The 22,323-nt window shown below is 64.6% G+C and carries 23 protein-coding genes; 20 read left to right on the forward strand and 3 right to left on the reverse strand.

What is annotated here, in order from left to right; genetic code table 11:
* The first annotated feature begins 183 nt into the window (after positions 1–183).
* The 10 genes from FZI91_RS11575 (at position 184) to FZI91_RS11620 (ending at position 9,612) form a co-directional block, all read left to right on the forward strand.
* The gene (locus FZI91_RS11575; RefSeq protein WP_309224063.1) at positions 184–2,820 is read left to right on the forward strand and encodes an Rne/Rng family ribonuclease; all 2,637 of its coding nucleotides are present in this window, start codon (positions 184–186) and stop codon (positions 2,818–2,820) included.
* Positions 2,821–2,996: 176 nt separating this feature from the next.
* Entirely contained in the window at positions 2,997–3,308 is a 312-nt protein-coding gene (gene rplU / locus FZI91_RS11580; protein WP_155939178.1) for a 50S ribosomal protein L21, read from the forward strand.
* A 12-nt stretch (positions 3,309–3,320) separates the two neighbouring features.
* Complete coding sequence (rpmA, locus tag FZI91_RS11585) at positions 3,321–3,578, forward strand: 50S ribosomal protein L27 (RefSeq protein WP_155939179.1); 258 nt, start codon at positions 3,321–3,323, stop codon at positions 3,576–3,578.
* A 96-nt stretch (positions 3,579–3,674) separates the two neighbouring features.
* Positions 3,675–5,123, forward strand: coding sequence for a GTPase ObgE (obgE, locus tag FZI91_RS11590; protein ID WP_155939180.1), 1,449 nt, complete (start codon positions 3,675–3,677; stop codon positions 5,121–5,123).
* On the forward strand, positions 5,120–6,256 hold the full coding sequence (gene proB, locus FZI91_RS11595) for a glutamate 5-kinase (RefSeq protein WP_155939181.1): 1,137 nt from the start codon (positions 5,120–5,122) through the stop codon (positions 6,254–6,256). Before obgE ends, proB begins: the two co-directional genes overlap by 4 nt.
* Positions 6,257–6,367: 111 nt before the next feature.
* Positions 6,368–7,015, forward strand: coding sequence for a hypothetical protein (locus tag FZI91_RS11600; protein WP_155939182.1), 648 nt, complete (start codon positions 6,368–6,370; stop codon positions 7,013–7,015).
* Positions 7,016–7,020: 5 nt separating this feature from the next.
* Positions 7,021–7,641: a hypothetical protein gene (locus FZI91_RS11605; RefSeq protein ID WP_155939183.1), complete on the forward strand. Its 621-nt coding sequence runs from the start codon at positions 7,021–7,023 to the stop codon at positions 7,639–7,641.
* Positions 7,634–8,290, forward strand: coding sequence for a hypothetical protein (locus FZI91_RS11610; protein WP_155939184.1), 657 nt, complete (start codon positions 7,634–7,636; stop codon positions 8,288–8,290). The genes FZI91_RS11605 and FZI91_RS11610 overlap by 8 nt, the downstream gene beginning before the upstream one ends.
* Before the next feature lie 119 nt (positions 8,291–8,409).
* On the forward strand, positions 8,410–9,000 hold the full coding sequence (locus FZI91_RS11615) for a hypothetical protein (RefSeq protein WP_162525679.1): 591 nt from the start codon (positions 8,410–8,412) through the stop codon (positions 8,998–9,000).
* Positions 9,001–9,069: 69 nt separating this feature from the next.
* Positions 9,070–9,612 (forward strand): hypothetical protein, encoded by a 543-nt coding sequence (locus FZI91_RS11620; protein ID WP_162525621.1) that lies wholly within the window; start codon positions 9,070–9,072, stop codon positions 9,610–9,612.
* 2 nt (positions 9,613–9,614) lie between these two features.
* Here FZI91_RS11620 and FZI91_RS11625 read toward each other — a convergent pair whose 3' ends face one another.
* Positions 9,615–10,514, reverse strand: a complete 900-nt coding sequence (locus FZI91_RS11625; protein ID WP_309224055.1) for a ribokinase — start codon at positions 10,512–10,514, stop codon at positions 9,615–9,617.
* A gap of 56 nt (positions 10,515–10,570) precedes the next feature.
* Between FZI91_RS11625 and FZI91_RS11630 the strand changes: the two genes are divergently transcribed.
* From FZI91_RS11630 to FZI91_RS11640, 3 genes are read left to right on the forward strand one after another with little or no spacing between them, the layout of a single operon-like run.
* Complete coding sequence (locus FZI91_RS11630) at positions 10,571–11,944, forward strand: glutamate-5-semialdehyde dehydrogenase (RefSeq protein WP_155939187.1); 1,374 nt, start codon at positions 10,571–10,573, stop codon at positions 11,942–11,944.
* A gap of 13 nt (positions 11,945–11,957) precedes the next feature.
* Complete coding sequence (locus FZI91_RS11635; protein WP_162525620.1) at positions 11,958–12,875, forward strand: MoxR family ATPase; 918 nt, start codon at positions 11,958–11,960, stop codon at positions 12,873–12,875.
* 13 nt (positions 12,876–12,888) lie between these two features.
* Positions 12,889–14,304: a VWA domain-containing protein gene (locus FZI91_RS11640; RefSeq protein WP_155939188.1), complete on the forward strand. Its 1,416-nt coding sequence runs from the start codon at positions 12,889–12,891 to the stop codon at positions 14,302–14,304.
* Between the two features lie 15 nt (positions 14,305–14,319).
* Here FZI91_RS11640 and FZI91_RS11645 read toward each other — a convergent pair whose 3' ends face one another.
* Both FZI91_RS11645 and FZI91_RS11650 read right to left on the reverse strand, forming a co-directional pair.
* Positions 14,320–14,910, reverse strand: coding sequence for a hypothetical protein (locus FZI91_RS11645; RefSeq protein ID WP_155939189.1), 591 nt, complete (start codon positions 14,908–14,910; stop codon positions 14,320–14,322).
* Between the two features lie 29 nt (positions 14,911–14,939).
* Positions 14,940–16,064: a matrixin family metalloprotease gene (locus tag FZI91_RS11650; RefSeq protein ID WP_155939190.1), complete on the reverse strand. Its 1,125-nt coding sequence runs from the start codon at positions 16,062–16,064 to the stop codon at positions 14,940–14,942.
* Positions 16,065–16,699: 635 nt separating this feature from the next.
* Here FZI91_RS11650 and nadD point away from each other — a divergent pair.
* The 7 genes from nadD to FZI91_RS11685 all read left to right on the forward strand — a co-directional run bounded on the left by nadD (position 16,700) and on the right by FZI91_RS11685 (position 22,305).
* The gene (gene nadD, locus FZI91_RS11655) at positions 16,700–17,305 is read left to right on the forward strand and encodes a nicotinate-nucleotide adenylyltransferase (RefSeq protein ID WP_155939501.1); all 606 of its coding nucleotides are present in this window, start codon (positions 16,700–16,702) and stop codon (positions 17,303–17,305) included.
* Positions 17,302–17,682 (forward strand): ribosome silencing factor, encoded by a 381-nt coding sequence (rsfS, locus tag FZI91_RS11660; RefSeq protein ID WP_155939191.1) that lies wholly within the window; start codon positions 17,302–17,304, stop codon positions 17,680–17,682. The genes nadD and rsfS overlap by 4 nt, the downstream gene beginning before the upstream one ends.
* Positions 17,679–18,344 carry a glucosyl-3-phosphoglycerate phosphatase gene (gene gpgP, locus FZI91_RS11665; RefSeq protein WP_155939192.1) on the forward strand — a complete coding sequence of 222 codons (666 nt, stop codon included), beginning with the start codon at positions 17,679–17,681 and terminating at the stop codon, positions 18,342–18,344. The genes rsfS and gpgP overlap by 4 nt, the downstream gene beginning before the upstream one ends.
* Entirely contained in the window at positions 18,331–19,065 is a 735-nt protein-coding gene (octT, locus tag FZI91_RS11670) for a diglucosylglycerate octanoyltransferase (RefSeq protein ID WP_155939193.1), read from the forward strand. The genes gpgP and octT overlap by 14 nt, the downstream gene beginning before the upstream one ends.
* A gap of 4 nt (positions 19,066–19,069) precedes the next feature.
* Complete coding sequence (locus FZI91_RS11675) at positions 19,070–19,906, forward strand: DegV family protein (RefSeq protein ID WP_155939194.1); 837 nt, start codon at positions 19,070–19,072, stop codon at positions 19,904–19,906.
* Positions 19,907–19,987: 81 nt separating this feature from the next.
* Positions 19,988–20,791, forward strand: a complete 804-nt coding sequence (locus tag FZI91_RS11680; protein ID WP_155939195.1) for a helix-hairpin-helix domain-containing protein — start codon at positions 19,988–19,990, stop codon at positions 20,789–20,791.
* Positions 20,788–22,305 (forward strand): ComEC/Rec2 family competence protein, encoded by a 1,518-nt coding sequence (locus FZI91_RS11685; RefSeq protein WP_162525618.1) that lies wholly within the window; start codon positions 20,788–20,790, stop codon positions 22,303–22,305. Before FZI91_RS11680 ends, FZI91_RS11685 begins: the two co-directional genes overlap by 4 nt.
* Positions 22,306–22,323: the final 18 nt, after the last annotated feature.

A 22,323-nucleotide genomic window follows, 5' to 3' on the forward strand; every position in this document is an offset into this window, starting at 1 on the left:
GGGGGCTTAGGAGAATAAGTGGCCAACCATGAGCTACCAGAAGACCCCAACACCAGCACTCCCGAAGCGGACCACGCCGCGCTTGCACCGGATACCCCGCCAGTTCCTGCTGAGCAGGGAGAACTGCCCGAGAAGCTGAGGGTGCACTCCCTCGCGCGCGTTCTCGGGACATCCACCCGCCGCGTGCTCGACGCGCTGTCCAAGCTGGATGGGCGCGCCCGCAGCCCCCATTCGAACGTCGACAAGCAGGACGCCGCCAAGGTGCGTGAGGCGCTCGCCGATGAGGCGGAACAAGCCCCACTGGAATTGGCCCCGGCAGCGACCGCGGAACCGGCCCAGATCGTGGCCGAAGACCCCGACAACCCACCCACCGCGCCGATCCTTGTTGCAGAGTCGACGACCATCGACGCCGCGGCGGTGCCGGCACCGGTAACGGCAGGACCAGCCGCATACGACTACGGTCCGCTCTTCGTGGCGCCGCAGGCTCCCGAGCCGCAGGAACGCCCCGCGCCTATCCGTGAAGAGCTTCGCGAGGACAGTAACGAAAACACCGACGAGGACGCCGCCGACGCAGACGGGGACGATTCCGACGCTGATGGCGACGATGACCGTCCGACCCGCCGCAGGCGGCGGGGACGCCGTGGCCGTGGTCGCGGTCGCGGCGAGCAAGGCGGTGCCGACGGGTCAGAGGAATCTGATGAAGCCGCAGTCGAGGGCGCCGAATCTTCCGACGGTGACGACTCGGCCGAGAAGACCGATGCTGACGCCGCGTCATCCGACGGCGACGAGTCAAGCGACGAGGATGGCGACACGCCCGAGGGCGCTAGCCGCCGTCGCCGCCGTCGTCGCCGTCGCAAGGCCGGAAGCGGTGATGACGGTGACGTGGCGTCGGAGGACGATCCGCCGAACACCGTCGTGCACGAGCGCAAACCGCGTGCCGCCAAGAGTGACGAAATTCAGGGCATCTCCGGGTCGACCCGTCTGGAGGCCAAGCGCCAGCGCCGCCGCGACGGACGCGACGCCGGTCGGCGCCGCCCACCGATCCTGACCGAGGCAGAGTTTCTGGCCCGGCGTGAGGCAGTCGACCGCGTGATGGTGGTGCGGGACAAGACCCGCACCGAGCCGCCACATGAAGGTGCTCGGTACACCCAGATCGCCGTCCTGGAGGACGGGGTGCTCGTCGAGCATTTCGTGACCTCGGCGGCCTCGGCCTCCCTGGTAGGGAACATTTACCTCGGCGTCGTGCAGAACGTGTTGCCCTCCATGGAGGCCGCCTTCGTTGACATCGGGCGCGGTCGCAACGGTGTGCTGTACGCCGGTGAGGTCAACTGGGATGCCGCCGGTCTCGGCGGCTCGAACCGCAAGATCGAGCAGGCTCTCAAATCCGGCGACTACGTCTTGGTCCAGGTCAGCAAGGATCCGGTGGGACATAAGGGCGCCCGGCTGACCACCCAGATCTCGCTGGCCGGTCGCTACCTGGTGTACGTGCCGGGTGCGTCATCGACTGGTATCAGCCGAAAGCTCCCCGACACCGAACGTCAGCGCCTCAAGGAGATTTTGCGCGACATCGTCCCGTCGGATGCCGGTGTCATCATCCGCACCGCGTCGGAAGGTGTGCGGGAAGAGGAAATTCGGGCCGATGTGCAGCGGCTGCAGGAGCAGTGGCAGGGCATCGAACTCAGCAAGGCGGACCTTTCGGCAAAGGCCTCCGGTGCCGCCATGGCGCTTTACGAAGAGCCCGACGTGCTGGTCAAGGTGGTCCGTGACCTGTTCAACGAGGACTTCGGCAAGCTCATCATCGAGGGTGAAGACGCCTGGAGCACCATTGACGATTATGTGAAGGCCGTTGCTCCCGACCTGCTTCCCCGTATCGAACGGTATGAGGGTGCCACTGGCCCCGACGTGTTCGCGGTGCACCGCATCGACGAGCAGCTGGCCAAGGCCCTTGACCGTAAGGTGTGGCTGCCCTCGGGCGGCACGCTCGTGATTGACCGCACCGAGGCCATGACGGTTGTCGACGTCAACACCGGAAAGTTCACCGGTGCCGGCGGAAACCTGGAAGAGACCGTCACCCGCAACAACCTGGAAGCGGCCGAAGAAACCGTGCGGCAGCTGCGGCTGCGCGATGTTGGCGGAATCATCGTCATCGACTTCATCGACATGGTGCTCGAATCCAATCGCGACCTGGTGCTGCGACGTCTCACCGAGGCGCTGGGACGCGATCGCACCCGGCACCAGGTGTCCGAGGTGACCTCGCTGGGCCTGATACAGCTGACCCGGAAGAAGCTGGGCACCGGCCTGATCGAGGCATTCTCGTCAACCTGCGCCCACTGTGCGGGGCGCGGCATCATGCTGCACGCCGATCCGGTCGATAACGCCGGCGCCGCGCCTGCGGGTTCCAAGAAGCCCGAAACTGCGCGGCGCGCCAAGCGCTCGCGCAAGGGCAAGGCAGAAGAACCGGAAGTGGTGGTCGCCCGTACACCGCCCCACCCGCAGGGTGAGCATCCGATGTTCAAGGCGATGGCGGCGGCCAACGGTCCCGAGGACGAATTCGACGTCGACGAGGCGGATGAGGTCGTTTCGGCGGACGTCGTCGCCAAGGACGTGTCGCAGGCTAGCGACGAGGTCGCCGAGACCTCAGAGCCGGCGGTCGCCGACAGCGATGCCACGCCGGAAACCGAGGCAGAAAGTGTGCCCGAGGTTACTGCTGACGAACCCGAGGTGGCAGGTGCTGCACCTGAACCCGCCGCTGAGGCGCCCAAGCGACCCCGGCGGAGGCGTTCGGCAGCGCGCGCCGCGGGACCTCCGGTCGAGAACTGAGGCGAGCCGGTTTGACCCTTAGCCCGCTGGTCACGTAGCCTTGAGCAGTTGTCGCGAGGCTTCCGGCCAGCGGCATGCGGCCCAGTGGAATAACTGAGCGGGCCCACCCACGATCCAGATGCGTCAGCCGACCTGGTTGCGCGCGTCCGAACAGCAGAGCAGAGGTAGACGCAACGATGGCGACGTACGCAATCGTCAAGACCGGTGGCAAGCAGTACAAGGTTGCCGTCGGTGACGTGGTGAAGGTCGAGAAGATCGAATCGGAGCCTGGCTCCTCGGTCAAGCTGCCCGTCGCCCTGGTCGTGGATGGCGCAACCGTCACCGCCGAGGCAGACAAGCTGGCCAAGATCGCGGTGACCGGTGAGATCCTCGAGCACACCAAGGGTCCGAAGATCCGCATCCACAAGTTCAAGAACAAGACCGGCTACCACAAGCGGCAGGGTCACCGTCAGCCGTTGACCGTGCTCAAGGTCACCGGAATCAAGTAGAGGATTTGACTCATGGCACATAAGAAGGGCGCGTCTAGCTCGCGCAACGGTCGTGATTCCAACTCGCAGCGTCTCGGCGTCAAGCGGTTCGGCGGTCAGCTCGTCAAGTCTGGCGAGATCCTGGTCCGCCAGCGCGGCACCCACTTCCACCCCGGCGTGAATGTCGGACGTGGCGGCGATGACACCCTATTCGCAACGTCGGCTGGCACCGTCGAGTTCGGCGCCAAGCGCGGTCGCCGAGTCATCAACATCCTGCCGGTCGACGCCTAGATTCACCCCGTGTTCGGTGTTCGGTGCATGAGCGAACGGCGATGAGCCGCTCGCGCGAAGAGCATCGGACGCAGAACAGTTGAAGGAGGCGTCTCTATGCCTCGGTTTGTTGACCGCGTCGCTATCCACGCCAAGGCCGGTACCGGTGGGCACGGCTGTGCGTCCGTACATCGCGAAAAGTTCAAACCGCTTGGTGGTCCCGACGGCGGTAATGGCGGTCGCGGCGGCAGCGTAATCCTCGAAGTGGACCCGCAGGTACATACCCTGCTGGATTTCCATTTCCACCCACATCTGCAGGCACCCAGTGGCACGCAGGGGATGGGCGCCCACCGCAACGGGGCCAACGGCGATGACCTGGTGCTCAGGGTTCCCGACGGCACCGTCGTGCTCGACAAAGACGGTCGGATCCTGGCCGATTTGGTCGGCGCTGGAACGCGTTTCGACGCGGTTGCCGGAGGTCGTGGGGGATTGGGCAACGCCGCGTTGGCATCTCGCGCGCGCAAGGCTCCCGGATTCGCGTTGCTCGGTGAGGTCGGAGACGAAGCCGAACTTACCCTCGAACTAAAGACCGTCGCCGATGTCGGGCTGGTCGGATTCCCGTCGGCGGGTAAATCCTCTCTGGTGTCAGTGCTTTCGGCCGCGAAGCCGAAGATCGCGGACTATCCGTTCACCACACTGGTGCCCAATCTCGGCGTGGTGTCTGCAGGCGAACATTCCTTTGTCATGGCCGACGTTCCCGGGCTGATTCCCGGTGCCGCTGACGGTCGTGGCTTGGGGTTGGAGTTCCTGCGGCATATCGAACGCTGCGCGGTGCTCGTCCATGTTGTCGACTGCGCCACGCTGGAACCGGGTCGCGATCCGGTTTCCGATATCGATGCCCTGGAAAATGAGTTGGCGAGGTATCAGCCGACGCTGCAAGCTGATTCCGTGCTCGGTGATCTGGCGGACCGGCCCCGCGCGGTGGTACTCAACAAGGTTGACGTGCCCGAGGCGGCCGAGCTGGCCGACTTCGTCACCGAAGAGGTCTCCGCGCGCGGCTGGCCGGTCTTCAACGTATCCACCCTGACCCGTGACGGATTGCGACCGCTGACCTACGCGCTATGGGAAATGGTCGCGCAAGTCCGGGCTACGCGTCCCGAGCAGGTGAAAACCCGGCCGGTGATCAGGCCTATCCCGGTCGACGAGAGCGGCTTCACCGTGACTCCCGATCCGGCGAACCCCGGTGGATTTGTGGTGCGCGGTGTGCGCCCAGAACGCTGGATCCGTCAGACCAACTTCGAAAACGACGAGGCCGTCGGTTATCTGGGCGACCGATTGGCGCGCCTGGGTGTCGAAGAAAAGCTACTCAAACTGGGCGCACAACCCGGCTGCGCGGTCACCATCGGCACTATGACCTTCGACTGGGACCCGCAGACGCCGGCGGGTGTCGATGTGACCCCGAGCGGGCGCGGTACCGATACGCGCATCGACAAGACCGATCGGGTGGGTGCGACGGAGCGTCGCCAGGCCCGCCGCGTGCGCCGCGGACAAATCGATCCCGAATGAGTCCTGGAGCCGGGCAGCCGGCGACATCCAGCCCGGGCGCTCACGCCCGCCAATCCATTCAGTCGGCACGCACCGTTGTCGTCAAGGTTGGTACCGCCGCCCTCACCGATGCGACGGGTACGTTCTGCGCCGACCGGATGGAATACCTGGTCGAGGCCATCGAAGGCCGCATGAAGGCCGGATCCGACGTGGTGATTGTGTCCTCGGGGGCCATCGCGGCGGGTCTGGCTCCGCTCGGATTGACCAAGCGCCCAACGGATCTGGCGACCAAGCAGGCAGCCGCCAGCGCCGGCCAGGTCGCCCTCATCGGCGCCTGGAGCGCCGCGTTCGCACGCTATCGACGCACCGTGGGCCAGGTATTGCTCACCGCCCATGACATCTCCATGCGCGTGCATCACACCAATGCGCAACGCACACTCGACAGACTGCGGGCACTGCACGCGGTCGCCATCGTGAACGAGAACGACACAGTGGCCACCAACGAGATTCGCTTCGGTGACAACGACCGGTTGTCGGCGCTCGTCGCGCACCTCGTGGGTGCCGATGCGCTGGTGCTGCTCTCCGATATCGACGGGTTGTACGACTCTGATCCACGAAAAGGTAACGCGCACTTTATTTCCGAGGTGAGTGGGCCGGAGGATCTGGGCGGCGTGATCGCCGGACCGGGCGGTTCGCGCGGCACCGGGGGAATGGCCTCTAAACTCTCCTCGGCCCTCTTGGCGGCCGATGCCGGTGTTCCGGTGCTGCTGGCTTCGGCGACCGAGGCCACCGCGGCTCTCGGCGACGGATCCTGCGGAACGGTGTTCGCTGCGCGTCCGCAGCGCATGTCTGCCCGCAAGTTCTGGGTGCGCTATGCCGCCGAGGCCACCGGTTCGCTGACACTGGATGCGGGCGCGGTACGGGCCGTGGTGTCATCCCGGCGTTCGCTGCTGCCGGCAGGGATCACCGAGGTCTCCGGGCGGTTCCACGGCGGGGATGTCGTGGAACTCCGCGACGCGGAAGGCGCCATGGTGGGCCGCGGTGTGGTGGCCTATGACGTGGCCGAATTGACGACCATGCTGGGGCGTTCGACCAACGAGCTACCCGAAGATCTGCGGCGCCCCGCGGTGCACGCCGACGACCTGGTTACCTGACGATTCGCACATTTGCTCGAAAGAGTGGCGCTTCGCCACGGCGCCTGATAGAAACGGGCAGCTAGTTCTCAGCCTGGGGATGTGCCTCGGGCTTCGTTTGGGAGGGTTCAGATGGCACGCCGCAGTATGGGGATCGTCAGCGCATTCTTGAGCGTGGTGGCGCTCTTGGCGGGTTTGCTCAGCTCGATGGCGGTGGCAAGCGCCTCACCCGACACCGATGAGGCCCAGGTCAAGGAACTCATCGCGGGCCAGCTGACCGCGCTGCAGGCCGTCGATGCCGTCGCGTACGGGGCAACGTACTGCGCGGATCGTCGCGACAAGGTGGAGTCTGACCATGCCGCCATGTTCACACCGCCGAGCGCCAAGAAACTTGAGGGCGCCAACGCCAAGAAGCTACGCGCCAAGATCAAGGAGCTGTTCCCGGTGGCGTCGAGCGAGGCGGTCGAGGCGTTTGTCCAGGCCGTCGCCGATGTGGACCAGGGCTCGGTTGACGCCGCGTGGCACCAGTTGTGGGTGAGCTCGTTTGCGAAGCTGTCGTATCGGGTGAAGACCGTCAAGGTCACCGGTGACAGCGCCGTGGCCAGCGTTGCCGTTCGTGTCATCGGTGGCGAGAGCGGCAACGCGCGTTGGGACTTGACCCGCGAGGATGGCCAGTGGAAGGACTGCACACCGTCGAGCGAGCAGGATAGTGCTCGCGGCCTCGTCGGCGGCGGCCAAGGCCAGCAGAGTCTGCTGGACGCTTCGCAACTCGGGGAGTGACCCGAGTGCCGACACGTGGGGGACGGCTCTTCGGTTGGATGGCAGCGTTTTTCGTGACGATGGGACTGCTTGCGCAAACGGCCGTCGCCAGTGCCACCGAGACCGATGACGCCGCGATCCGCGATGTCACGGCGGGGCGGCTGGCGGCACTGCACGCCGTTGATGCGATCCAGTACGCCTCGTTCTTCTGTGCCGACGTGCACGACAAGGTGGAATCCGATTGGGCGCAATCGTTCTCCCCGCCCGACGTCACCCGGTTGCAGGGTTCGAACCAGAACAGGCTGCGCGAGATGGTTCGTCAGGTCTTCCCGCTCGCTACTGATGCCACCGTCAAGGACTTCATGACCGCGGTGGAAAACCAGGACCAGGAACTGCTGTCGTCCGCCTGGCATCGATTCTGGGTGGAGACGTTCGCGAACCTGACCTTCAAAGTCACCAAGGTGACGGTGAACGGCGATACGGCCGACGCCACCATCGCCTACCGCAACACCGGCGGGCGCGGGACCGAGCCGAGGAAGTTTGTGCGCGAGGACGGTGTCTGGAAGGACTGCACGCCCGAGGCCACGCAAGCGGATTCGGCAATCGGTTACGAGGCCCCGCTGCACGAGAGCGTGATGGGTGGCTAGGGCGAGCCGCGCGGTCAGTAGGCTGGCCGCCGCGCTTCTTGGCATTGCACTGGTCGGCCAGTCGACTACCGCGATCGCAGCGCCCACCGATGAGCAGCAGATCCGTGGCGTCGTGGCCGGCGAGCTGGCGGCCCTCAAGGAAGTGGACGGTATGAAGTTCGCCTCGTACGTCTGCGAGAAGTACCGCGCCAAGGTTGAGGCGGAGGCGGATTCAGTTGGGCAGCCTCCTCCACTCGATATTTGGCCCAGTGGCGCCGACTACGACACGATTTACGACGCGCTGACCACGACGTTCAAGGGTGTTTCGAAGACCGCACTCAAGAAGGTGGCGCGGGCGATCGTAGATCAGGATCAGGACGCATACCGGGCCGCGTGGCGCGAGGTATGGAAGGAACTCTGGGCGCCGCTCAGAATGAGGATCGAAAAGATCACCATCTCGGGTGACACCGCGATTGCCTCCGTCACCGCGAGCGGACTTCCGGACGTTCCCGCGAGCACCAGCGACAGATCTTTTGCGCGTGAGGCCGATACCTGGAAGGACTGTGACGATTCGGTCTACGGGGACACCGGTCCCCGGCTCAGGCTCGTTCCCGATGCCATTGTCGACGCTCCCGGCCGGCTGGCGAACGCAATCTCTGCGCCTCGCTGACTGGTAGGTTTGCTCGGTGAGGGTGGCACGAGCTGATCTGGCCTGATAGAAATTAGCTCGGAGACGAGTGGTGGATACGAGCGAGGGTTGTCATGGTTTGCCGGAGATGGGCGAGCGCGGTGCTTGCGGGGGCGCTGCTGTTCGGTGGTGTGGGATGTACACAAACCGTCGACGGCGACGGTCAGCCCAATGCCGAGGCGCTCGCGACAACACGTGATGAAAATCAGATCAAGGCCCTGATCGAGCAGCAGAACACGTACACCGCGAGTTTCGATTTCGCGAAGCTGGCCGAGACCAAGTGCGCCAAGTATCGCGACGCCACCGCTCAAAGCGGACCGCCCATCCCGCCGATGAGCGAAATCGCACCGCCGGAGATCGCCACGGTGCCCGGCGCGGGCGATGCGCTGCGCGCGTTGTTATCTCAGAAGTTCTCGACGGTTCCGCCCGATGTCATCAACGCCGTGGTCGACAGCCTCATTGCGCAGGATGAGGCTGCCTATCAGGCCGCGATGCGCAATCTGTTGAAGTCGCTGATCACGGTCAAGGTCACCGATGTCCAGAACATCGAAATCAAGGGTGACCAGGCGACCGCCGAGCTGACGGTCACCACCACCACGGGGGACAAGCCGCCATCCAACGAGAAGCAGACCATCAAGTACGTCAAGGAAAACGGCAAGTGGCTCGACTGCGCTCCGTCCGGCGGGGCGTAGCCGCACGTAACGGACGCGGCATCCCGCGGCGATAACGTCATGAAGCACTGCCAACCAGGGGAGGGAACCGTGAAGCGAGCACTCGTCATCACCGCCGCGGTTGTCGCATTGACTGGATTGGGTGCTCCCGTCGTTCAGGCGGCACCCAATCGGGACGCGGTCACGGAGCACGTCCGGGCCTGGGAAAAGGCGTACAACGACGTCGACACCAACAAGATCGGCGACTTGACCTGCGATAAGTACCGAGACCGCGAGCAGGCGCAAAACGAGTCCCGGATCCCGACGTGGGATGACTTCGTCAAGCCCTCGGATCTGTATGCCAAGTTCCCCAAGCTCACCCAGGAGACCCTTGATCAGTTGCTCGACGCTGCCAAGCGCAAGGACGCCGCCGCGTTCCGGCAGGCATCGGTCCAGGTCGTGCGGGAGAACGCGCATCTGACGGTCACCAATATCGACAAGGTCAACGTCATCGAGGCCAAGAATGCGACGGTGACGGTGACCACGTCATTGGTGTGGGGAAACGACTCACCCAAGACCACCAGCTCCGACTGGTATCTGACCTACGAGCGCGACGCCTGGCGTTACTGCAACCCGGTACTGACTGTCCGCTAGCGTCAGGCACCCTTCAAGGACAGCTCGATCCTGCCCGCCATGGGGGCGGCGTTTCCGGCTCCTGAGCGCAGCGTGGCGAGCGCACCGGCCACATTCGCTCGACGCAGCGCGGTCTCGGCTCCGTGCGGCCACCATGCGGCCAGCACGCCCGCGAAGACGTCTCCGGCGCCGGTGGTGTCGATGGGGCGTACCGGATACGACGGGACCGTGATCTCGCCCTGCGGGCTTCGGTACCGCGCCCCCTCGTCGCCCAGGGTCGTCACCAGATGCCGTGACGGGTACAGCCAGGATCTCGATTCGGTCTGGTTGACGACCACCACGCTCGCGCGAAACGCCAGCTCCGCCAGGTCGGGTGAGCGTTCCGGTACGGGAGAAGCGTTCAGCACGAACTGTTTTCCCGCCTCGGATGCCCACCGGGCCGCGATCAGCGCCACCGAAACGGGAATTTCCATCTGGCACAACAGCACATCGTGGGAACAAATGATGTCCTTGTGCAGTTTCTCGTCCAGGGTGAAGGCGCCGTTGGCGCCTGGCGCCACCACGATGCAGTTCTCGCCGGATTCCTCCACGGTGATGGTGGCCATGCCGCTGGGGCCATCGACCTCGATCAGCCCGTCTATCCCAACATTGTTGTTCTGCAAGTGATCTCGCAGCATCGGTGCAGCACCGTCGGTGCCCACCGCTCCGATGAACTGCACCGAGGCGCCGGCACGCGCGGCGGCGACGGCCTGGTTAGCGCCCTTGCCGCCGGGGGCGGGGCGCGCGGAGGTCGCCATTACCGTCGCGCCAGGGGCGGGCAGCTCATCCACCCGCAACGTCAGATCCATGTTGATGCTGCCGAGGACGCAGACCGTGGCCAACTCTCGTCGCGCACGCGGTTCATCGATGGCTAACTCGGTCACCCGCCCAGGTTAGTCCTGGCGCAGCTACATTTCGGGCACCCGGATACCCTGACACGATGAGCGTTTCAACCAACGAGTTGGCTCACGGGGCCGCAGGGCCGGTGACATCCAGTCCCGGAGCCATGGCAGACCCTGGAGCTGCGGGGTCGGCGACATCCGAGCTGCGCGCCGACGTTCATGCGGCCGCCCGGCGGGCCCGGATTGCAGCCCGTGACCTGGCTCGGTTGACCACCGACACGAAGAACGCCGCGCTGCTTGCCGCCGCCGATGCCATCGCCGCCGCCACCGATTCCATCATCGCGGCCAATGCCGATGACCTGCAGCGAGCACGGGCCGCCGGTATCGGTGAGGCCATGCTCGACCGCCTGGCACTCGATGCCGGGAGAATCAGCGGTATCGCTGACGGGTTACGCCAGGTCGCCGGCCTGCCCGACCCGGTCGGCGAGATACTGCGTGGTTCCACGCGGCCCAACGGATTGCGGCTGCGGCAGCTCCGGGTGCCGCTCGGCGTTGTCGGCATGGTGTACGAGGGGCGACCGAATGTCACGGTCGACGCTTTCGGGTTGACCCTCAAGTCGGGCAACGCGGTGCTGCTGCGCGGTAGCTCATCGGCCGCAACCTCCAACGCCGAACTCGTGCGGGTGCTGCGCGCATCGTTGGCCGCCAGGGGGCTGCCCTCCGACACGGTCCAGCTGCTGGACAGTCGGGACAGAGTGACGGTCACTCATCTCATCCAGGCGCGTGGTCTGGTCGATGTGGTTATTCCGCGCGGCGGTGCCGGCTTGATCGATGCCGTGGTCCGCGACGCGCAGGTGCCCACCATCGAAACCGGGGTCGGCAACTGTCACGTGTATGTACATGCCGACGCCGACCTCGATCTGGCCGAGCGGATCCTGTTGAACTCCAAGACGCGTCGGCCCAGTGTGTGCAATGCCGCCGAAACGCTGCTGGTGGACCGGGCCCTGGGTGACGCAGGGAGCGCTCGTCTTATCGGTGCCCTGCAGGCGGCGGGAGTGACCGTGCATGGCGATGAGCCGCTTGCGCGAAGAGCGTTGGAAGCAGGCCTATCGGCGATTGTTCCGGTGACCGAGGAGGACTTCGGCACCGAGTATCTGTCTCTGGACATCGCGGTGGCCGTTGTTGACGACCTCGATGCCGCGATACGCCACATCGAGCAGTACTCCAGCGGACACACCGATGCCATCGTCACTGCGAATCTCGGTGCGGCCCAAGAGTTCACCGATCGGGTCGACAGTGCGGCGGTCATGGTCAACGCCTCCACGGCGTTCACAGACGGCGAACAGTTCGGGTTTGGTGCCGAGATTGGCATCTCCACCCAGAAGCTGCATGCCCGCGGCCCCATGGGGCTGTCCGAATTGACCACCACTAAGTGGATCGTCCTCGGCGACGGTCAGATCCGTCCCGCCTAACACCTGGAGAACTGTGTCTGATCCTCTTCGCGCAAGCGGCTCACCGGCGTCCGACCGAACCCGGACCGCACCGCTGTTCACGAGCATCGACGACGTCATCGCGCGGCTCGCCGAGACCGGATATCTTGCCGACACCGCCACCGCGACGGCGGTATTCCTGGCCGACCGGCTGGGCAAGCCGCTGTTGGTGGAGGGCCCGGCGGGCGTCGGCAAGACCGAATTGGCAAGGGCAGTAGCGCAAACCACCGGCTCGGAACTGGTGCGGCTGCAGTGCTACGAGGGTGTGGACGAGGCGCGCGCACTGTACGAGTGGAACCACGCCAAGCAGATCCTGCGTATCCAGGCCGGTTCCGATAAAGACGCAGACTGGGACGAGACCAAGACGGACGTCTTCGCCGAGGAATTCCTGCTGTCGCGCCCGCTGCTCACCGCTATCCGGCGCGAGGACCCCACGGTGCTCCTCATCGATGAAACCGACAAGGCCGATATCGAGATCGAGGGTCTGCTGCTTGAGGTGCTCAGCGATTTCGCGGTCACCATCCCGGAGCTGGGCACCATCGCGGCTACCCGAAAGCCGTTCGTGCTGTTGACCTCCAATGCCACCCGTGAGCTGTCGGAGGCGCTCAAGCGCCGCTGCCTGTTCCTGCATATCGATTTCCCCGACGCCGATCTGGAACGCCGCATCCTGCTGAAGCGGGTGCCGGAGCTGCCCGCCGCGTTGGCCGAGGAGCTGGTGCGCATCATCGGTGTGCTGCGCAACATGCAGCTCAAGAAGGTCCCCTCGGTGGCCGAGACCATCGACTGGGGACGCACCATTCTGGCGCTCGGACTGGACACCCTCGATGACGCCGTCATCGCATCGACACTCGGCGTGATCCTCAAACACCACTCCGATCAGCAGCGTGCCGCAGGCGAGCTGAGGCTGAACTGATGAGGTTCTGCTGATGCCCCCGCGTAAGGCGCCCAAGGCGGTGCTGCCCCTGGCGCCGTTTGGACTGCCGGGTCACCTGGTGGGTTTCGTGGAAGCACTACGCGAACAAGGCATCTCGGTAGGTCCGTCGGAGACGGTGGACGCCGGCCGGGTGATGACCGTGCTGGGGCTGCAAAGCCGCACCGAACTCCGAGAAGGCCTGGCCTGCGCGGTACTGCGCCGCGCCGATCACCGACCCACCTTCGATGTGCTGTTCGATCTATGGTTCCCGCCCGCGCTCGGGGCGCGATTCGTGGAGGTCGATGCTGAAGACGGCATCAATATCGATGATATTGAGCAGGTACGCGATCAGCTGGTGGACCTGCTCGCCGCCGATGCCGGTGATCTGCCCCTGAACTCCCTGATCGCCCAGATCGTGGAGGCATACGGGAAGTACAAATCGACGCGGGGGACCTCGTACTCGGCCTATCAGGCGATGAAGTCGCTGTCCCTGGATCAGATCGAGGCCAAGCTGCTGTTGGGCTTGCTGGGCAGCGGTGATGACGCGTCGCCCACAGACCAGGCGGTTGCGAAATCGGTTGCCAAACAACGTATCTCGAAGGTGCGGCAGCTCGTGGAGGCCGAGACCAAACGGCGCACCGCCGAGCAGTTGGGGCGCGAACGCGTCACCGCCTACGGGGTGCCGCAGCTCGCCGAGAACGTGGAGTTCCTGCGCGCCTCGGGGGAGCAACTGCGCAACATGCGTCGCGTTGTCCAGCCGCTGGCACGGACGCTGGCCAGCCGTTTGGCGGCCCGGCGCCGACGGGCGCACACCGGCCAGATAGATCTGCGCCGCACCCTGCGCAAGTCGATGTCCACCGGCGGTGTGCCCATCGACGTCGTGCAGAAGAAGCCGCGCCCGGCGCGCCCCGAGCTGGTCGTGCTGTGCGACGTGTCGGGATCGGTGGCCGGGTTCTCGCATTTCACCCTGCTGTTGGTGCACGCGCTGCGTCAGCAGTTTTCGCGGGTGCGCGTCTTCGCGTTCATCGACACCACGGACGAGGTGACGCACCTATTCGGTCCTGACTGTGATTTGGCCGAGGCCATCGTGCGAATCACCCGGGAGGCGCAGGTGTTCACCGGTGACGGGCACAGCGACTACGGGCATGCCTTCAAGACGTTCGTCGAGAAGTTTCCGACGGTGCTGTCCCCGCGTAGCGCGCTGCTCATCCTGGGTGATGCGCGTACCAACTATCGGAGTCCCGCGCTCGAAACCCTGCAATCCATGGTGTCCTCCAGCCGTCACGCGTATTGGCTGAACCCTGAGCCCAAGAACCACTGGGGAACCGGTGATTCGGCGGCGACGCGCTACCAGGACGCCATCGCCATGCATGAATGCCGGTCGGCTAAGCAGCTGGCCGAGGTGATCGACAACCTGCTGCCCGTCTAGCGCGGCGAGTGCGGATCACCCCGAGATCGACCGAAGGATTGTCTCGATGGACGGGCTTACGGGTGCTCCGCGCTCCAATGCATCCGCATCAGCGGTTGACAGTTCGACGCTGGAAACCAGGCTCATCACGGGTACATCTGTGTTGCTGTTCAAGGCAGCGAGGTAGCGACGTCCTTCGCGCAACAGCGGTCTGCCTTGCGCTTCGCATTCAGCTGTGCCCAGCTGTGCGAAACTGACGCTGGGCGGCAGTTGTCCCTTGATGTTCTTGGACACGGACGCATCAAAAACAGTGGACTTGTATGGCGCTGGCTCGCCCGATCCACGATTCTTAGTGATCGATATTTCGGCGATGAATCCAGAATTTGCAGCGACTGTCTTCCAGTCGTTGAGGTCGAAGCTTGGATACGTCTCCATCGTGCAGCCCTGTCGATCTGTGAGTACGGGTAGGGGTTGTTCGATAGGTCCGGTCGTATCCCCATGCGGTTGTCCCGACTGAACTTCCGTCGCGTTTCGCTGCAGCAGGTAAACGCCCCCAATCAGCAGCAAGCACAAGGGTATTGCAATTGCGGTGTACAGCAGCCATTTTCGCTGAAGCGAATCGCGCATTCTGATCTCTCCTCGGATTGCTTCTCGAACTATTTGGTAGCCAATGGGCCCGGTTTTGGCCACAACCTGTTGGCAACTGTGACGTCCATCGTACTCAGCGAGTAGTTTGCCAAACTGTCTTGAGCGTTATGCATCACGGTGCCTGGGCAGGAGTGTGCCAGGCCCAGTGCATGGCCCAGTTCGTGCAGGAACGTCTGTGTCAGCTTCGACTTCTGTTCAGCATCGGAGAACTGGGAAAAGTATGACTCATTGATTATGAGTTCGGGGGCAACAGGGTCCCTGGAAACGCTTGCTGTGATGCCATTGTTGCCCTGCTTTTCGCCGCGAATCGTCATAATCGGGCTACTGCCATTCGCATTGGTCTTCGGAGAGATTCGCGCGCCGCTGAGTGCCCCGTTCCATTGGCTTATCGCGTCGCTCAAAGCATCTGCCGGGATACCGTTCAAGGTGGATTGGTACACAAGCACATTGGACTGCAGGATTCCCATGGTGATTTTCTGAACATGATCAGAGCCGAGCGTGTAAAGCATCTCGAAATCAGATAGCGGCTGACCTGCAGCGAGTTCTGCGAAACCCTGCTTGCACTGTTCGGGTGTGTTGTCTTTACCGTTCTCCCTGATGTAGTCGGCGTTGTCGTCTGGTTCTCGTTGCGGGTCGCTTTCGGACGGGTCGTGCGGCGCCGAATCCTGCTGCTGTGGGCTCGGATGACCTTGCTGCGGATTCCCCGGCTGGGCTTGGGGCGGTTGTTGCGCAGGCGGCCGGTACTCCGGATTCGGTTGGCTGGGTGCCTGCGAATACGGCAGTGGCTGACGGTCCGCGGGCGTTTGTTCGCCATTGGCGGCGCGATCCCATGGCTGGGGTTGCGACGCGTTCCCCGAGCCGTGACCGCCCTGATCGGGAGCGGATTGGCCGGGTGTGTTGTAGATGCTTACGCCATTGCTTTGGTCGGGAGCCGGATAGCCGCGACCGGTGTCGTAGTTCGGCATTGATGGAATCGATGGAGGCTGGAACTCCGAACCATTGCCGTTCGGTCCACTCGGCCCGCCCGTGGGGCCCGTGGGGTCTGCTGCGGCGGTCTGCATCGTAACGAGACCGTTGGGCGAGAGTCCGAGACCGGACGTGACTTGGGTTGTTGCGCCGGCGATGGCCACCATGGAGATAGCTGCGAGTGTGACTCGCAGCTTGGATGGAACGTGCTGCGGCGTCATCCACCTCGGCGTCATGTTCGTGCCCTCTCTGTGGAAACTGGGTGCATTAGTACGCTTCCGCAATTTCGAAATGCACCGCCGAATCAGGGGATCTGCGCCGGGCTTCCGCTGAACGTCGTCTCAGTCATCAGATTTGCGACAAATTTGGAATCATCCCCTCTGCTTGGATCCAAGGTTACGTGCGCCGTGGTTGATCGTCAAGTGTAGAAAACTTAAACAGATCAATGAACTGCAACGATCTTGATACTGGCTACTGTTTTAGAGGGTTCAACCCGACGGGTGTCGATGTGTGTATGGTCTGGTTTGAGCTTCCCGTTGAAAGCGCCAAAAGTTAGCCATTCTTCGTTGAGAGCCATCGTCTCCGTGTTGTTGGATGGAGTGGTCCTGCTGCTCCGTTCGCTAGCTGTGGCAAATAGACTGCTGTCGACGAAATGTGGACGGTGGGCGTCTTCAGCACCTTCTCGTGGCGGAGCCTGTCGGGATGTCCCGCCACCGCCGGTGTGGGAAACCGACTCCGGCGGGTGCTCATCACTCCAGTAAGCTGGCAATTCGTGCAATCTGATCGACGACGGCTCGGCGTCATGGGCGGGACGTTCGACCCCATCCATAACGGTCACTTGGTTGCCGCCAGCGAGGTCGCCGACCGGTTCGGGCTCGACGAGGTGATATTCGTTCCGACGGGTCAGCCGTGGCAGAAGCAGGGGCGGAAGGTCAGCGCGGCCGAGCACCGGTATCTGATGACCGTCATCGCGACGGCGTCCAATCCCCGCTTCACCGTCAGTCGGGCAGATATCGACCGCGAGGGTCCGACCTACACCGCCGATACGCTCACCGACCTGCGAGACGCGCATCCCGATGCCGACTTGTACTTCATCACCGGCGCGGACGCGCTGGCATCGATCCTGTCGTGGGAGAACTGGGAGCAGCTGTTCACCTTGGCCAAGTTCATAGGGGTCAGCCGACCCGGATACGAACTGAGTTCCGATCACATCGCGCACGCCGAGCTACCGCCCGACGGGCTCACCCTCGTCGAGGTGCCGGCGCTCGCCATATCGTCGACCGAATGCCGGGTCCGGGCGGGACAGGGCCGGCCCATCTGGTACCTGGTGCCCGATGGCGTCGTGCAGTATGTCGCCAAACACCAGCTATACAGCGATATCCCACGAGCCCGAGGAGGCCTAGCATGACCGCTACCGCAGATGCCGTCGAGTTGGCGACACGCGCCGCGCAGGCCGCCGCGTCCAAGCTTGCCACCGACGTTGTCGTCATCGACGTGTCCGAGCAGTTGGTCATCACCGACTGCTTCGTTATCGCCTCGGCTGCTAACGAACGTCAGGTGAACGCGATCGTCGACGAGGTCGAAGAAAAGCTCCGGGAGGCCGGCCACAAACCCGTCCGCCGCGAAGGTGGTCGCGAGGGACGCTGGACGCTGCTGGATTATGTGGATGTCGTCGTGCATGTGCAGCACGAAGATGAGCGAAACTACTATGCGCTGGAACGGCTTTGGCGTGACTGCCCGACTATCCCGGTCGATTTGGAGCCGCACGGCGAGGACGGCGCATGATCCGCCGGTTGGTGCTGCTGCGGCACGGTCAGACGACTTTCAACGCCGACAGTCGTATGCAGGGACAGCTGGACACCGGGTTATCGGATCTGGGTCGGGCACAGGCGGTTGCCGCCGCAGAGGTACTGGCCAAGCGGCTTCCGCTGGTCATCGTCTCCTCGGATCTACAGCGCGCGTACGACACCGCGACTGCGTTGGCGGACCGCTGTCATGTCGGGGTGTCTGTCGATGAGCGACTGCGGGAAACACATCTCGGCGACTGGCAGGGCCTGACGCATCACGAGGTCGATGCCGTCGCTCCCGGCGCCCGGGCCGCGTGGCGCGATGATGCGACGTTGGCGCCGCACGGAGGAGAGAGTCGCATCGACGTCGCCAACCGCAGCATTCCCCTGGTCGCCGAACTCGTTGACGCGGTCAAGGAATGGGGAACCGATGAGCGTGACCATCCGGTGGTTCTGGTGGCGCACGGCGGGCTGATTGCGGCGCTCACCGCGGCACTGCTGCGATTGGATGTGAGCAATTGGCCGGTGCTTGGTGGCATGGGTAATGCGAGCTGGGTGCAGCTGGGTGGACATTCGGCCGACGGCGCTGGGTTTGAGGACATCCGGTGGCGTCTGGACGTGTGGAACGCCTCGGCGCAGGTGACCAATGACGTCCTCTGATCGGCGCCGGACACTGCTGGTCTTCGCTGACTCGCTGTCCTACTACGGGCCGACCGGTGGCTTGCCCGCCGATGACCCCCGCATCTGGCCCAATCTCGTGGCCAAGAAACTTGATTGGGACGTAGAGCTGATCGCACGGATCGGCTGGACCTGCCGCGACGTATGGTGGGCCGCGATACAGGACCCGCGAGCGTGGGCCGCGGTCCCCAGCGCGGGAGCGGTGATCTTCGCGACTGCGGGCATGGACTCACTGCCTTCGCCTTTGCCGACGGCGTTGCGGGAATCGATCCGGCTAGTTCGGCCAGCCAGGCTGCGAAGCTGGGTCCGCGACGGCTACGGCTGGCTGCAACCACGGCTGTCGCCGATTGCCCCTAATGCGCTGCCGCCCAAGCTCACCGTGGAGTACCTCGAAAAGACCCGCGGCGCACTCGACTTCAACCGTCCAGGGCTGCCGATGATTGCCTCGTTGCCTTCGGTGCACATTGCCGAGTCATACGGCTGTGCACACCAGGGCAGGGAAGCCACCGCGACAGCGATCGAGTCGTGGGCGTCCGAACACAAGATGCCTGTCGTGGATCTCAAGGAGGCCGTCGGCGAGGAGATCTTCGCGGGCCGAGGAAACCCGGATGGGATTCACTGGAACTTCGTCGCGCATGAGCGCGTTGCCGAGTTGATGATCAACGCACTGCAGACCGCGATGCCCGAGCTCAGGGTCGGGTGATTGCATGCCGGTTGTGGTGGTGACGGATTCTGGGGCTCGACTGCAACCGCGAGACGTCGAGATGCTGGGCATCCGGCTGGTGCCCCTGCATGTGCTGACCGGCGATCAAGACCTGCGTGATGGCGTGGACCCCATACCCGCCTCGGTGTACGAGAAGGGCCGTGCCACCACGGCGGGCGCATCGCCGGCCGAGCTCACCGAGGTGTACCAGCAGGCCCTCGCCGACAGCCGCGGCGACGGAGTGGTCGCGGTGCATCTGTCCGGAAGGTTGTCGAGCACGTACGAGGCCGCCGAGCAGGCGGCTCGCGAGTGCGGCGATCGGATACATGTCGTGGACTCGCGGTCGGCGGCGATGGGCAGTGGTTTTGTCGCGCTGGCTGCCGCGAGTGCGGCGGTCGCTGGCGCCGATCTCAGTGCGGCCTATCAGGCCGCGCGGGATGCGGTGGGGCGCAGTCGATGCGTCATGGTGGTGCACAAGCTGGACCACCTACGGCGCAGCGGACGGATTAGCGCCACCTCGTCCTGGCTGGGTACCGCGTTGGCGCTCAAGCCGGTCCTGCAGATCGACGAGGACGGCAAACTTGTTCTCGCGCAGCGGGTTCGTACCGCCACCAAGGCAATCGGGGCGATGGTCGACAACATTGTCGAATTCGTGGGTGAGCGTCGGGTATCGGTGACCATTCACCATGTCGACAACACCGAGACCGCCGAGAAGGTGAACGAGCTGGTGCGCTCGCGGCTGAACACCGCCCATGATCCGGTGATCTCGGAGATGGGGCCGGTGCTGGCCGTGCATGTCGGGCCGGGCGCGGTTGGGGTGTGTGCCGAACCCGTGGAGTGACGGTTCTCCACAGATCTGCACTTATCCACAGTTGATGTTTTTCCGCTGGTCGGATGGTTCGTTCCCTTCTAGCGTCGAGAGATGGATTCCGAGCTGCTGCACCGCCGTCTCGCGCCGCCCGGGCGTGCGGTTGATGACGATGAGGAAGATGTCGCGGGGACGGCGGCTGGTGCGGGCTCGGAGTCGGATTCGTCGCTGCGCTGGCTCCCGGATGCCCTGACGACGGACGGGGCCCGCGGCTGGCTTGAGTCTGTTCGCACCGATCCCGGTCGTGCCGGCGTGGTTGCGTTGGGTGCGGTCGGGGCACTGGCGGTGCTGGTCACCATCTTCACCATCATGCGGCAGCCGCCGCCTCCGGTGAGTGCGAATCTGCCACCGGTGCAACAGGCTTCGTCCAGCTCCATGGCCGCGCCGAGCTCGCTGGTTGTCAGCGTGGTGGGCTTGGTCAAGAAGCCCGGCCTCGTCACGTTGTCCGGTGGCGCCCGGGTGGCCGACGCGGTCACGGCGGCCGGGGGAGTGGCCGACGGCGCCGATGTCGTCGGCCTGAACATGGCGCGGCCGGTTGTTGATGGTGACCAAATAGTGGTCGGGCTGGCTCCGGCACGCGGGCAGCCGGTGGGAATGGCAAGCTCCATCGTCGCTGCCGGACAGGGCTCGGCGAGCAGCGTCGGCGCCAAGGCGGCGGGTGCCTCGGTCCGGGTAAACCTCAACACAGCAACAGAATCCGAGCTCGACGGTCTGCCCGGAGTGGGGCCGGTCATGGCGGCATCCATCGTGCGGTGGCGATCAGAGCACGGGAAGTTCACCAACATCGACCAGTTGTCGGAAGTGGACGGAATCGGCCCCGCGCGGCTGGACAAGCTGCGGGCACTCGTCGTGCTGTGAGCTTTCGTGGATCGGATGACTCTCTTCTCGATCTGCGTTTGGTACCGGCCGCGCTCGCCGCGTGGGTGGCGACCGCGGGCGGCATCCTGTGGCCATTCGGCTATGTGACCGCCGCGGCGCTGGGGTGCGGAACACTTGCGGTGCAGCTATTTCGCCGACGATTCACCAACACTATGGTCACCGCGATACTCGCGGTATTCATCGCGGGTGTTGGATTCTCGGTGGCCGCGGCGATGAGGTACGAGGGCGTGCAGAATCATCCGTTGCGCTCCCGTATGGGACACGTGGTCACGGTGCAACTGCGGGTGGCCGACGACCCGCGCCCGATCATGGGTGGTCGAGCGATGGTGCGTGCCGATCTTGTCTCGATGGGCGAACCGGCGCGGCCGAGTGCAGGCGCCGTGACGGTCTTCGGGTCTGCCTCGCTCCTCGGCGCGGTCGCGGTGGGTGACACGGTACAACTGCGTGCGGCGGCTTCGCGACCGTCTCGCCGCGACCTCACCATCGCGACGCTGACGGCGACCGGAGACCCGCAGGTTCTCGGACACTCGTCAATCCATCACACAGCCAACGGTATTCGCGATCGATTTGTCGAGGTCGCCGGGAGTGCACTGCCTGCCGAGCAGGCTGCGCTGCTGCCCGCGCTCGTTCTCGGGGACACCAGTGCGCTAGATGCGGACACCATCGGGATGTTCCGAACATCGGGACTTACGCATCTGATGGCGGTGTCGGGAGCCAACGTGTCCATCGTGTGCGGGACGGTGCTACTGCTGGGGCGGCTGATTGGGCCGCGGGTCGCGGTGGTGCTGGCGGCTCTGGTTCTCGTGGGCTTCGTGATGTTGGTCAGACCGTCACCGAGCGTGCTCCGGGCCGCGGTGATGGGAGCGATCGGTCTGCTGGCAGTATTGACCTCTCGGCGTAGGCAAGCAGTTCCTGCATTGGCCGCAACAGTTTTGGTGCTGCTCGCGGTTTCCCCAGGTCTTGCCGTCGACATCGGTTTCGCGCTGTCCGCGACCGCTACGGCGGCGTTGGTGGTGTTGGCTCCGCGCTGGTCTGCCCGCCTGTGCGCGCGAGGGTGGCCCAAGCCTTTCGCGGACGCGTTATGCATCGCTGCCGCGGCTCAGCTGGTGACCGCGCCGCTGATCGCCGCAATCTCGGGAAGTGTCAGCGTGGCCTCGGTCGCCGCCAATCTCGTGGCGGGACTGGTCATCGCGCCCATCACCATCCTCGGTACCGCCGCCGCCGGGCTCGCCGTGATCTCACCGGCGGGCGCAGGTCTGTTCGTGAGGTTCTGCGGGCCGGAACTGTGGTGGCTGCTGCGGGTCGCTGAGTACTCGTCCGCCGGGGGATCGACAGCTATCCCGGTGCCTTCGGGTGCGGCCGGATTCGGGTTGGTAGCCGGGGCGCTTGGCGTTTCGGTGCTGCTGTGGCGTCGACGGTGGTTCCGCGGGGTGGCATGGTGTGGGGCGCTGTGTGTCCTCGCGTTGATTGTGTCCGCGAGGTTGGCGGGCTGATCAACCGTCGGAGCACTG

It is taken from the genome of Mycobacteroides sp. CBMA 271 (assembly GCF_009729205.1).
Classification (GTDB): domain Bacteria; phylum Actinomycetota; class Actinomycetes; order Mycobacteriales; family Mycobacteriaceae; genus Mycobacterium.